The 11,135-nt window shown below is 68.4% G+C and carries 14 protein-coding genes and 6 pseudogenes; 10 read left to right on the top strand and 10 right to left on the bottom strand.

Annotated elements, in window-relative coordinates:
• Positions 1 to 147, top strand: a pseudogene (locus EFK10_RS23860) (telomere-protecting terminal protein Tpg); the annotation flags it as partial.
• A gap of 584 nt (positions 148 to 731) precedes the next feature.
• Here EFK10_RS23860 and EFK10_RS23855 read toward each other — a convergent pair.
• Positions 732 to 1,067 (bottom strand): hypothetical protein, encoded by a 336-nt coding sequence (locus EFK10_RS23855; RefSeq protein WP_127357676.1) that lies wholly within the window; start codon positions 1,065 to 1,067, stop codon positions 732 to 734.
• A gap of 283 nt (positions 1,068 to 1,350) precedes the next feature.
• Here EFK10_RS23855 and EFK10_RS23850 point away from each other — a divergent pair, with 283 nt between their 5' ends.
• From EFK10_RS23850 to EFK10_RS23835, 4 genes and pseudogenes are all read left to right on the top strand, one after another.
• On the top strand, positions 1,351 to 1,530 hold the full coding sequence (locus tag EFK10_RS23850; protein WP_322973385.1) for a rubredoxin: 180 nt from the start codon (positions 1,351 to 1,353) through the stop codon (positions 1,528 to 1,530).
• A gap of 439 nt (positions 1,531 to 1,969) precedes the next feature.
• Positions 1,970 to 2,419, top strand: a pseudogene (locus EFK10_RS23845) (Ku protein); the annotation flags it as partial.
• 2 nt (positions 2,420 to 2,421) lie between these two features.
• Positions 2,422 to 2,649 carry a Ku family protein gene (locus EFK10_RS23840; protein WP_127357674.1) on the top strand — a complete coding sequence of 76 codons (228 nt, stop codon included), beginning with the start codon at positions 2,422 to 2,424 and terminating at the stop codon, positions 2,647 to 2,649.
• A 41-nt stretch (positions 2,650 to 2,690) separates the two neighbouring features.
• Positions 2,691 to 2,990 (top strand): hypothetical protein, encoded by a 300-nt coding sequence (locus EFK10_RS23835; RefSeq protein WP_206305565.1) that lies wholly within the window; start codon positions 2,691 to 2,693, stop codon positions 2,988 to 2,990.
• Between the two features lie 229 nt (positions 2,991 to 3,219).
• Here the strand turns inward: EFK10_RS23835 and EFK10_RS48820 are convergent, their stop codons facing one another.
• Complete coding sequence (locus EFK10_RS48820) at positions 3,220 to 3,555, bottom strand: phosphatase domain-containing protein (RefSeq protein ID WP_206305564.1); 336 nt, start codon at positions 3,553 to 3,555, stop codon at positions 3,220 to 3,222.
• 313 nt (positions 3,556 to 3,868) lie between these two features.
• Here EFK10_RS48820 and EFK10_RS53420 point away from each other — a divergent pair.
• Together EFK10_RS53420 and EFK10_RS23825 are read left to right on the top strand one after the other, a co-directional pair.
• Positions 3,869 to 4,009, top strand: a pseudogene (locus EFK10_RS53420) (hypothetical protein); the annotation flags it as partial.
• 138 nt (positions 4,010 to 4,147) lie between these two features.
• A pseudogene (locus EFK10_RS23825) lies at positions 4,148 to 4,471 on the top strand (sigma factor); the annotation flags it as partial.
• A gap of 13 nt (positions 4,472 to 4,484) precedes the next feature.
• Here EFK10_RS23825 and EFK10_RS23820 read toward each other — a convergent pair.
• From EFK10_RS23820 to EFK10_RS23810, 3 genes are all read right to left on the bottom strand, one after another.
• A complete protein-coding gene (locus EFK10_RS23820; RefSeq protein WP_127357673.1) occupies positions 4,485 to 5,306 on the bottom strand; it encodes an SAM-dependent methyltransferase in 822 nt (273 codons plus the stop codon).
• 105 nt (positions 5,307 to 5,411) lie between these two features.
• Entirely contained in the window at positions 5,412 to 5,693 is a 282-nt protein-coding gene (locus EFK10_RS23815) for a DUF397 domain-containing protein (protein WP_127357672.1), read from the bottom strand.
• Positions 5,690 to 6,562 (bottom strand): helix-turn-helix domain-containing protein, encoded by an 873-nt coding sequence (locus EFK10_RS23810; protein ID WP_127357671.1) that lies wholly within the window; start codon positions 6,560 to 6,562, stop codon positions 5,690 to 5,692. Before EFK10_RS23810 ends, EFK10_RS23815 begins: the two co-directional genes overlap by 4 nt.
• Before the next feature lie 288 nt (positions 6,563 to 6,850).
• Between EFK10_RS23810 and EFK10_RS23805 the strand changes: the two genes are divergently transcribed.
• Both EFK10_RS23805 and EFK10_RS23800 read left to right on the top strand, forming a co-directional pair.
• Entirely contained in the window at positions 6,851 to 7,312 is a 462-nt protein-coding gene (locus EFK10_RS23805; RefSeq protein ID WP_206305563.1) for an ATP-binding protein, read from the top strand.
• A gap of 137 nt (positions 7,313 to 7,449) precedes the next feature.
• A pseudogene (locus EFK10_RS23800) lies at positions 7,450 to 7,701 on the top strand (RNA polymerase subunit sigma-24); the annotation flags it as partial.
• A 255-nt stretch (positions 7,702 to 7,956) separates the two neighbouring features.
• Here EFK10_RS23800 and EFK10_RS23795 read toward each other — a convergent pair.
• From EFK10_RS23795 to EFK10_RS23785, 4 genes and pseudogenes are all read right to left on the bottom strand, one after another.
• Positions 7,957 to 8,541, bottom strand: coding sequence for a recombinase family protein (locus tag EFK10_RS23795; RefSeq protein WP_240677429.1), 585 nt, complete (start codon positions 8,539 to 8,541; stop codon positions 7,957 to 7,959).
• A complete protein-coding gene (locus EFK10_RS52235) occupies positions 8,542 to 8,673 on the bottom strand; it encodes a hypothetical protein (RefSeq protein WP_265737550.1) in 132 nt (43 codons plus the stop codon).
• Between the two features lie 96 nt (positions 8,674 to 8,769).
• Complete coding sequence (locus tag EFK10_RS23790; protein ID WP_206305562.1) at positions 8,770 to 8,994, bottom strand: hypothetical protein; 225 nt, start codon at positions 8,992 to 8,994, stop codon at positions 8,770 to 8,772.
• A 14-nt stretch (positions 8,995 to 9,008) separates the two neighbouring features.
• A pseudogene (locus EFK10_RS23785) lies at positions 9,009 to 9,314 on the bottom strand (ISKra4 family transposase); the annotation flags it as partial.
• Between EFK10_RS23785 and EFK10_RS23780 the strand changes: the two are divergent.
• Entirely contained in the window at positions 9,303 to 10,379 is a 1,077-nt protein-coding gene (locus EFK10_RS23780) for a transcriptional regulator (RefSeq protein WP_240677428.1), read from the top strand. The pseudogene EFK10_RS23785 and the gene EFK10_RS23780 overlap by 12 nt on opposite strands.
• On the opposite strand, the gene EFK10_RS23775 is transcribed toward EFK10_RS23780, so the two are convergent.
• Complete coding sequence (locus EFK10_RS23775) at positions 10,360 to 11,022, bottom strand: HAD family hydrolase (protein WP_127357670.1); 663 nt, start codon at positions 11,020 to 11,022, stop codon at positions 10,360 to 10,362. The two genes, EFK10_RS23780 and EFK10_RS23775, sit on opposite strands and share 20 nt — an antisense overlap.
• Between the last annotated feature and the right edge of the window lie 113 nt (positions 11,023 to 11,135).

Below are 11,135 nucleotides of genomic sequence, written 5' to 3'. Positions count from 1 at the left end.
ACCGGGGGCATCGTCATCGACACCCGCGCCCGGCTCGGCTACACCGCTCCGATCGGCACCACCGACCAGGACCGGATCCGCCACCTCACCGTGGCCCTCCCGCCGCAGTACGCCGACGAGCGGGACGCCGCCCCGGCCGATGCGCAGCATGTCGTGTCCGGCGAGGCGGGCGGCGGTGGCGAAGCCGCGGCGCAGCGAGTGCCCCGACCACTGGCCCTCGAGGCCGACGGCGTCGGCGAGTCGGGCCAGGGTCTGCCCGGCGGCCTGCGGAGTGAGGCGCCCGGACGGGTCGTCAATGGCGCGGCCGTGGCGGTTCATCGGCGGGGCGATGCGGCCATGCCGGTCGATCCGGACGAACAGCGGGCCGTCGGTGCGCCCAACGGCCGCCAGTGCTTCCAGATAGGCCATCAGGGCGCGCACGGGGCAGGTGGCGGGGTCGGTGCCGTACAAGATCGCGTTCTCCGTGAATAGCTTGACAGGTGTCGAGACCGTGCTCGGTCCGAACGATGTCGGCGACGTCGAACGCCACCAGCTCGGAGACGCGGGCGGCGGTGGCGAAGCCGAGCAGCACCATGGCCGCGTCGCGCTTGCCTTGCAGCGTGCTGCGATCCACCCCGCCAACATGGTCCGGATGGCGGTCGGTACAGCGGCGCGGCCTTCTTCGGCTTGGCGGCCGGGCTCTTGGAGAGCGCGAGAGCAGCCTTGTAGCCGTTGATGACGGCGCGCGCCCTTCATGCAGGGGCGCGGCTGGTCGTACTCCTCATGGAGCGTGGCAATCGCGGACATGGCTCGCTCGATCGACGGCGGGGCGGACGGGCGGCCGGTGCGCGGCCGGGGCGTGGTGGTGAGGTGCGCCGCGTACTCGGCGAGGGTTTCGGCCGTGGAGGGCAGCGGGTCCTGCCCTCGGCTGCGCACCGGCGGACGAACTCCTCCCGGTCGGCCTTGTAGGCGCGGCTGCTGGAGTCGGCGCGGCCGGCGGCGATGGCTTTGATGGTGGCGGCGGACAGCTCGCGGTCGCGGTCGACGGCGACGGGCGCGGCTTCGGTGTGGCGGACGATCTCGCTCACGGTTCCCCCGATCAAGGTTTCTGGCTAACGAGAAGAAAACAGGAGACGACAGGTCAGCCATGGTCGGACAAGTTGAGGCACCCGAATGCGGGCAAGATCGGGCGGACTGGACGTCATGTCACATCGAGGGCACCTAGGCGCGGGACGAGCTGCGCCGCCGGGTCTATGGCGCCCATGGGCTAACTCGTTACGGGGATCACCGGGGGTTGAGAGCTTGCTACGGGGTTCACCGTGGGACGAGCACGCAGTCGGTTACAGCGATCTCACGGAAACGGTGGCGGCGATGGCGGCGATGGCGGCGTGGAAGAAGTGGCAGTGCATTGGATGCGGATTGATCTATGACGAGAGGAGCGGCTGGCCAGATGATGGCATCGCCGCAGGCACTCTCTGGCAAGACGTGCCAGAGGACTGGATCTGCCCCGATAGCGGCACTGGCAAGCCGGACTTCGAAAGGATCGCCTGAAGAGCTCTGGCTGTTGGGCGTCCGCGCGGGATGATCGCGGGATGAGCACTCGCCGCCCGCTGGGCACCGGTCCGTCCCTCCCGTCCGGCGTACAAGGAGCAGTGGGGGAACGGCGTCTGCCGGCGGATGTCGGGGCGGAGTCGAGGGGGACCCTCATGACCTTCCGGCGGACAGGGTGGTCCCCATGAGACCTTGCCCCGGCGGTCCCTCGGAGACGGGACGGCCGGGGCCGGATTTGGCGGTGTAGGGCAATGGGTGCGAGGAGTGTGAGAGGTGCGAGAAGGCTCGTCACCTCCATACCTCGGGTCCGCCTCCTCGCGGCCCTCCCGTCGGACTCGCCACTGAAGGTCGAGTACGCGGAGCCGCCGACCGTCAAGGGCCAGTACCTACTGCTCGGCGACGGAGGAGCTCGGCCCCGGCTTGCACCAGGTCCACACGCGGGTCTCGGATCCGGCACCGCCGCATGTGCGAACGGGAGGGCGTCGAGGTCCCTCGGCATGAGATTGCCCGTGGCTGGAAGGCCCCCGACGGGCGCACGGTGATCCTGTCGGACGACGACATGGACCACGTGCCCCTACCCATCCGCAAGACGGCGGAAGTGCTGGGCTTCGTCCCGGACGACGACGTCGACCCGATCATGTACTCCACGCCCTACTGCGCGGCACCGGACGGGCCCGCAGCTCAGCGGCCCTACGCGCTACTCGTCGAAGCCCTAGCCCGGCACGGCACCGTTGCCGTCTGCAAGGTGCCGCTCAGGTCCCGGGAGCGGCTCGCGGTGCTACGCGGCCGCGGCGCGGCATCCTCGTCTGCCACACGCTGCGCTGGCCCGAAGAGATCCGCGATCCCGGCGACCTGGCCAGCAGCGCACCCGTCACCGATCGGGAGTTGACGTTGGCCGAAGTGCTGATGGACGCGCTAGCCGGCGTCGACCTGGCCGAGCTCCACGACGGCTACGCCGCCGCGCTACAGCAGCTGGTGGCGGCGAAAGCCACGGGCGGGGAGCTGGCCGAGCCACCGGAGCCGGTACCGGCGGTGGACCTGATGGCGGCGTTGGAGGCGTCGATCAGGGAGGCACACCGACGTGTCCGATTGATCCAGATATGTGTTATTCGGGTCTGAGTGGGCAGCCCGATAGAGAACCCGAACCAAGGGAGCGAACCGTGATCATCAAGTCGATGCACAAGATGGGCATACGCAGCGAACACGCCTACCTCGCCGCCATGGCATCCATCGCGCTATCCGTCGCCACCTGGGTCACCAGCTTGAAAGCCGAACCCGGCCCCCACGCAGACCTCGCCCGCGCCGACCGGTGGGGCATCTTCGTCGGCGAATGGGCACCCACCTTCTTCGGCCTCGGCCTCGCCCTCAGCCAGTTCGAGCAGCAAGACGGCACCCTCCAAGGCACCGTCCACCCCATCCGCGAAGCCGAGCAGCAGCAACAACAGCAACAGACCGGCTAGCGCTCAGCCGAACAGCCCGTCCTGCGGAACCTCGAACCGCCCCATCCCTCGGCCCGCTGCTCAGCCCCAGCTTCCGCCGGCAGTCCCGGCCCATGCCCCAGGCGCGCCTCCCGGGCAGTGAGGGGCGCGCCACGCATCCGGCATGGGACAGGCCGACGCCTCTCGCCCGGCGGCTCCGAGGAGGTGACGGGAGCAGGCCAGAGAGGGGCGTCGGGTCGGGGGTCATACGTCAGAAGTTGGCATAGTTGGCCTGCCAAGTGGGAAGACCTATCAGCCGCCAAAGTGCAATAAGGCGGTCCTTGTCGTCAAGGCTGACGCGAACGTTGTAGCCACTGCGGGGTGCGACCGACAGCGACTCCTCCGTACCGTCAGCCGGTCGGTAAGCGGCGAGCAGCACCAACTCCTTCCGCTGGCCGTGGTCGACGACGATGCGGTTCTCCGGGTAGATCGCCTCCGCCAGGTACGTCAGCTCAGGATCCAGGCCGGACAGGTCGGCGCCGTCCAGGACGGCCTGCGCCCATTGGGGCTGCTCGGAGATGAAGTTTCCTTGGATGCGGCGTGCCACATCTGGAACAGCGCCGACTGGCACCAGGTGGCGCTGGGAGGTGGTGCCGGAAGTCGAATCGGCCGCCCACGTCGGCCGCCCTTGGCCTGCGACACCGTGCGCTCAAAGGCGCGTCCATCAAGGCCGGCACCATCGCGGTCGGCCTGATCGTCATGTGGTGGCAGCGCCACCACATGACGAGTACGGCGTCTGCGGGCCCGTCTCCTTCGGGGGCGGGCCCGCAGACGCCGTCGCCCCTCGACCGGCCGGCCCACCGTTTTCACGTACCCCGTCGAGTGAGTCGGCGTCGTCAACGCGGAAGAGCGCCTCGCACTCCGCGCTGTCGCACTACCGCCTTGCCGAGCTGCGCACCCCGCAGGGCACCGCGAACGTACGGGTGCACACCCCGACCGTCGAGGAGAACGGCTGGACGTGCAGCCACACCGTCGTCGAGGTGGTCACCGACGACATGCCGTGTGATCAAGGCCGAGGACCTCGACGCCGCACTGGCCTGGGCGACCGAGGCGACCAAGGCATGCCAAGGGCCGGTCGCGGTCCGCCCGTTCCAGGAGGAACCCGCGAAGTAGCACGGCGGTGACTTCCCACGACGGGCATCGAGAGCGTCTTCCGCAGCGAGTACGGCCGCTGCGTGGCCACCCTGATCCGCGTCCTCGGCGACATCGACGTCGCCGAGGACGCGGTGCAGGACGCCTTCGCAGTGGGCCTCGCCTGATGGCCGCAGACGGGTCTGCCGCCCAACCAGGGCGCGTGGATCACGACCACGGCCCGCAACCGCGCCATCGACCGGCTGCGGCGCGAGGCCTCCCGCCACGACCGCCATGCCTAGGCCCAACTGCTGTTCCAGAGCCGAGGGGCAGATCCTGAACGGGAGGGACCGGTGAGCGACGACCGGCTGCGACTGATCTTCACCTGCTGCCCGACGCAAGACACTAGGACTTGATGCCCACCCCGGCCCACAGACTGACCATGGCGTCCGTGATCTCCTCCTCGGGACGGTTCTTCCCCACCTCGGGGCGCCAGCGGTGGCCAACGGATATGCCGGGTTCGAGCAAGTCGAGGTCCTCGAAGAAGCGCGCGAAGTCATCCTTGGACCGGAACTGAACAGGCGTTCCGGCGCTGGTGTAGATCTGGGTGACCTTCTCCCAGGTGGCCGGGTCGAAGTCGGGAGTGCAGTGGCTGATAGCCAGGGCGCTGCCTGAGGGTAGAGCGCCCATGAGGCGGGCGACGAGCCCGTAGGGGTTCTGGGCGTCGGTGATGAAGTGCAAGAGTGCGTTGAGGGACAGGGCCACCGGCTGCCTCAGGTCCAGGATCTCCGATAGTTCCGGGGCGTTCAGCAGCGCATCGGGGTCGTTGGCGTCCGCCTCGATGTAGGTGGTGCGGCCCTCGGGCGCGCTGCGCATCAGGGTCTCGGCGTACTTGAGGACGAGGGGGTCGTTGTCGGCGTAGACGACCCTGGCCTGGGGGACGATGGCCTGGGCCACTTGGTGCAGGTTGGGCTCGGTGGGGATGCCAGTGCCGATATCGAGCCACTGCCGGATACCGTGCTCACGGGCGAGGACACGGGTGGCCCGGTGCATGAACGCCCGGTTCTCCCTGGCACACACGAAAATACCGGGATATGCCACCGCCACTCTCTCGGCGGCCTGTTTGTCGACGTCGAAGTGATCCTTGCCACCGAGGTAGTAGTCGTACATGCGGGCGGAGTGCGGCTTGCTGGTGTCGATGTCCCGCGCGGCATGGGGGCCGGTCATCGTGTCTCTCCCGTGGTGTGTGTCGGTCTTGGAGCTGCTTGTGTTACGTGAAGCTGGTTGCGCTACGTGCTACTTGGAGAGGTTTTTACTGCTGGGAGCTGTGCCCTAAGTGTTGCGGTTCTGCTGCAGGGACGGCTCAGGGGCGGTCATGTGGTCGGCGAGGCCGTTTTTGACCCCTGTGACGAAGGCCCCGATTTCCTGCGGCGTGTAGATCAGCGCGGGTCCGGCCGGATCCGTCGACTGCCGCACCGCGATGCGGCCGTCAGTCAGCCGCTTCATCTCCACGCACTGCCCGCCGCTGGTCCCGCTCCAGGGGCGTTCCCAGCCCCTCTCGCCGAGTTTGCAGGCGGGCATTCCGTTGTAGATTCCGCCGTCGGTGATGGTCACGTGTACTCCTTCCGCATGCGGTTCAAGAGAGCCTTGCTGTCGCTTGACGAGGTCAGCAGGGACATCCGGTTGTGCGCCTCGAGGTGAGCGATCACGTCGGGCCGCTGGTCGAGATACACAGAGCCCGACAGGAGCTCTGTATAGACGACATCGGGCAGCTCCGAAGCGTCGAACCGGAAGTAAGTGAAGGGGGCGAACGCGCCTACGTGAGCACCCGCCGTGAACGGCACGATGTCGATGGTGACGTTGGGCAGTTCCCCGGCTTCGAGGAGCCGCTCGATCTGCTCCCGCATCACCTCGGCACCGCCGATGAGTTTGTGCAGCACGGCCTCTTCCATCACGACCCAGAGGGTGGGTGCGTCAGGTCTGTCCAGCAGACTCTGGCGGCGCAAGCGCAGGTCCACTCGTCGTTCGAGGTCCTGGTCAATGTCGTTGGGGAACCCGGCGCGCAGGATGGCACGGGCGTACCCGTGCGTCTGCAGCAGTCCCGTGACGTAGTGAGGCTCGTAAGTGCGGAGCGTCCGGGCATCGCTCTCCAGGCTCACGTAGGCGGTGAACCATCCCGGAAGGACATCGCGGTATCTGTGCCACCAACCGGGCTGGTTGGCCTGCTCGGCCAGGTCGACGAACTCGTCGGTCTCCTGCTTGTCAGCGCCGTAGGTCCGCAGGAGCGCCTCGACGTAGGGGATCTTGAGCCCGACCTCCGCTTTCTCCATCCGTCGGACCGTCAGGGAGTTCACGTGTAGGGCCTTGGCCGCGCTTTCCAGTGACATCCCGGCGCTTTCCCGCAAGTCCCTCAGCCGTCTGCCGAGGATCATGCGGAGCACGGTGGGAGCGCTGGTGCCGCCGACTGGACGGGCTTCGCTCACGACTTCTTCCTCCTGAGTGACTGTCACCGACACGACACCATAAGCGACTTGGCGGACGGTTACAGGCAGACACCAACGAACTGAAATTATCAGAGAGATGGTTTCTGCTTGAAGAGGACAGCTAGCATAGTGTCACTGTGATCGACCACACCCGGCCACGCTCATAGTCTCCGTCACCACACGGGCTCTCAGGGTTTGGCACGCTCCGCGACCGGACCGGTCACCGGCTGCCCGCCCATCTGGACTCCCCACGCCCAGCAGGCCCGTCCGCCGACGGAAGGCGAACCCGTGGACCTTGCCACGTCCCATCCCTCCCCCCAGCTCCTGAGCGAAGCCGCCCAGGGCAAAGTCCACTGGCTGAAACTCCCGGCCGGCTTGGCCAGCATCGGTGCCGCCCGTTCCGCGACGGATGCGTGCCTGCGCACATGGGGGCTGGCCGAGGAGAGCTGCGAGGACGCGGTCCTCGTACTGTCCGAGCTGGCCACCAACGCCATACGCCACACCCCCAGCGAGCAGTTCCTCTGCTGCGTCGGGCTCACCGCCGACAACCTGATCCATCTGGAAGTGCACGACCACGACACCGCCGTGCGCAGCCTGATCCCCTGCAGCCCGAGTCTGGACGACGAAGGCGGGCGCGGCCTTTTCCTCGTCCAGCACATGGCCGAACGATGGGGCGTCGAGCGGTCCGTCTTCACCGGAGGCAACGCGGTGTGGGCAAGGCTCGCGGGAACGCGCTCTACCGGCCGATGACGTGTGGGTGGAGGCTGCCCGGTATTCCGTTCAAGCAGGACGCGGTCGAGCTGGTGCGGTCCAGCGGCCGACGGTCGGCTCGGTGGCCAGCAGCATGCGGTCCACTGTGACAACACCCACCGCAAGCTCTGGGCTGAGGCCCGGTCTTCCCCTGGCTGATCCGGATCGACGTGTCGTTCGAGCCGCACGAGGTCAACGGCCAGCCCGGCGCGATCTTCCGCGACCGGGACAGCAAGATCCTGCACACCCTGGTCCTCGAGGTGCTCGACGGGCAGATTCAGACCATCCGCACGGTGATCAATCCCGACAAGCTCGGCCACCTCGGGCCGGTCGCCGACGCCTGGGCCATCGACCGCGAGGTGAAGCAGGCCCGCCGGCAGATGAACTGACCTCGACCGTGGTGCAGGCCGGCTCGTTCACCGGCAGATCATGTCCTCTGCGGGGGCCCCGCCCGGCTGCTGCCACATGTCCTGCCCCAACAAGAGCAAATGAGTATCCTGCCGATACGGCGGCGACGAACCCACCGCACTTTCGAGCACATCCGCAGAAGACGCCGTGGGTTCCCGATGAAAGTCCTTCAGTCACGCTGAACTCACGGCCGACGTGCCGGTAAGAACCGTGTCACCAACCGCAAACGGCGGTGATCAGTCCTTTGACCTGGAGGGTCGGGGCAGTTCTGCCGTGTTGGTCGACTCGGCGAGCGCGAGACGGCCGCCCTTCATTTCGGGCACGTAGTTGTAGATGGTGTTGCGGGAGACCCCGAGGAGCTTCGCGATCGAGGTGACGGTGTTCTCCGGGCGGGCGAGCAGGTCGCGGGCGTGACGTACCTGTTCGTCGGTCATGGCCGGCGGGCGGCCGAGGCGGGCACCTCGGGCGCGGGCGGCATCCAGGCCCTCGTTGGTGCCCTGGACGATGAGTTCGCGGATGAACTCCGCGAGGGCCGCGAAGACATGGAAGACCAGGCGCCCGCCTGGCGTCGTCGTGTCGAGCGCCTCGTGCAGCGAGGTGAAGCCGACGCCGCGCTTCCGCAGGCCGGACACGATGGCGATGAGGTCCTGGAGAGAGCGGCCGAGCCGGTCCAGCGACGGGACGACGAGGGTGTCGCCCTCGCGGAGGAAGTCGAGGGCCTTCCACAGCTCCTCGCGCTCGGCGTTCTTGCCGGACTTCTTGTCGGCGAAGATCCGGATGCACCCTGCTTCGGTGAGCGCGTGGACCTGCCGGTCGAGCAACTATCCCTTGGTGGACGCGCGTGCGTATCCCACAAGGCCACCGGTCCGTACGGCCGGAACGGGGGCGAGGAGATCGGCGGTGTCGTCGTCCTGGGGTGGCTGCACCCGCCAGATCGTACAGAAATGGGTCATGCGGCAGTTCTTGAGCACATCGACTTTTTGACACCGTTTTATGGGCATGATCCGGTGCCGATCCGGCCGCGCGCCGCCACTTATCGATCTTGCTCATCAATCGGTCGATAGATCAACAGCCGCATCCCCCGCCTGCCCCCGCCAGTAGGCGAGCTGACTGCGGGCGAGGAGGATTTCGGGGTGGTCTGGCCCCTGTACCCGTAGCTCATCGGCCAGTAGCTGCTCGAACGCGGTGGCGGCCCCGGCCGCATCCCCGGCCTTTCCCCGCCACTGGGCGATGTCGTTTCGGGTGAGGAGGGTGTGGGGGTGGTCTGGGCCCATCACCCGTAGCTGGTCTGGTGGCGGGCGCCGTCGACCAGCACGACCCACGGCCGCAGGTGCTTGGGGTCACGGGCCTCGGCTTGGTCGAAGGCGTCGGCGATGACCTGTTCGGGCGCGCGGACCAGGGAGGCGGTGCACCACTTGTTCTCGGCCCGCGGTCCCGGCCGGGGCAGCCGTTCGCCGCTGCGGCCGCCGGGCGGGTGGATCACGTCGTGCGGACGTCTGGGGGCGGGGCGGATGTCGAAGACGCAGGCCACCGTCGCCATCCGCTTCCGGTTCGGCTTCTCGCCCGGCGCAAGCCGCCCGCGATGACCGACCGCACACACCTGCTCCGGCAGCCCATCGAAGAACTCGGCTTCTCGGTGCCGTGGGCAGACGGCGCCATCCCTGTGCCCGCTCCAGGCCGCCGGACAGTCGTCAGGGGCACGCTGGCCACGGTAGGCCTGGCAGCCGTCCCGACCGCAGTCCAGGGGGCGCAGCCCGCGAGCGTGGGCGTCGACTACGCCGCGGTCACCGCTGCCCACCGTCGCCTGTACTGGACCGTGGCGCCCGCGCAATTGCACCCTGCCGTCGCTCAGCACGCCCGCCTGGGCTGGTACCTCCTCCCCGAGACGGCCGGGCAAGCCCTGGCCGCCGCGCTCGCGGAGTCGCTGCTGCTCGCCGGGCGCATCGAGTTCTTCGACCTCCAGCAGCCCTCCACGGCGGCCGATACGTTCGTCCAGGCGCTGCAGGCCGCCGGCGAGGCGGACGATGCGCTGCTCGGATCGGCGATCCTCGCCCACTCCGCGTTCGTCCCAGGCTGGGGAGGCCGCCGTGACGAGGCCGTTGACCGCATGGTGGCCGCGCGCACGTACGCGCGCCGCGGCGCGGCCGGCGCTCAGTTCCTGGCATGGCTGGACGCCGTCGAAGCCGAGTGCGAGACCCGGTGCGGGCACACCCGGACCGCCCTGCACTTGATCGGGCACGCCGAAGACGTACTGGCCGCCGGCCCGGAGCAGCCCACCCCGCCATGGATGGACTGGTTCTCACCCGAGCGGCTGGCCGTCTTCAAGGGCAACACCCAGCTGCGGGCCAGCCATCTTCCGCAAGCCCGCACTACGCTGCTCCAGGTCCTCGAAAAGCTGCCAGCGGATGCCGACAAGCAGCGCACGGTGGTGCTCGGCGACCTGGCGTCCGTCGAAGCCGCCGCCGGGAATCCGGACGAGGCGTGCGCGTACGCTGGCCGTGCCCTCGATCAGCTCGCGTTGACCTGGTATGCGACCGGCATGGAGCGGGTTCGGGACGTCCGGCGCGAGCTCGCGCCATGGCAGCACCAGCAGTGCGTCCGCGACCTCGACGACCGGCTTTACGACTGGTCGACGACGCTCAGCGCTCTGCAGCGTTGACCTTGCTGATCTGCTCCGGGAGCTCGGCGAGGCTGTCGATGCGCAACGCCGGCAGCGTCTGGGCCTCGAGGTCGCGGGCCTGGATGGTGCCCCAGGGGCCGCGGCGGATCAACGCGGTCTTCATGCCCGCGGCGGCCGCCGGGCGGATGTCGTTGTCTAGGCGGTCGCCGACGTACAGGATCTCGCCGGCCGGGAACGGGACGACGTCGACGAGGCGGACGAAGAACTCGGGGTCGGGCTTGCTGGCGCCCCAGTCGTCGGAGGTGCCGATCATGTCGACGTCGCGGTTGAAGAGCTCGCGGAGGATACGACCGGCCCTGACGGTCTGGTTGCCCGCGATGCCCAGCCACAGGCCGGCCTCGCGGAGCGCGGCCAGCGCGGGCCGGACGTCGTCGTACAAGTCGCCCTCGCTGAACCACTCCGCCTGTCCGGCGGCCGCGCGCTTCTCTCGCTCCGCGCGGAGGTCGAAACCAGGGCGGAACTCCTGGAAGACGTCGCGGTAGTCGCGTCCCTGGGCGATGACGGCGCCGAACATCGCGGCGAAGGTGTGGCGCGGGACACCGAGCCAGTCGGCCCAGGTCCCGTACTCGCGGGTCTCGTCCACCAGGCACTCACCGACGTCGAACACCACAGCGCGAATCATGAGGGCGATCCTAATCTTGACTCTGTCGGTGATCTTGGTGTTCTCCGGTGCGGCAGCCTGATCATCAGGCATGCTCGGGCTGTTTCGAACGCCGATGCAGCTGTCGAGGTGCC

This window comes from Streptomyces soli (assembly GCF_003999195.1).
Lineage (GTDB): Bacteria > Actinomycetota > Actinomycetes > Streptomycetales > Streptomycetaceae > Actinacidiphila > Actinacidiphila soli.
Note: the sequence above shows the minus strand (reverse complement) of the source record. Positions and strands in the feature narration are given on the sequence as shown.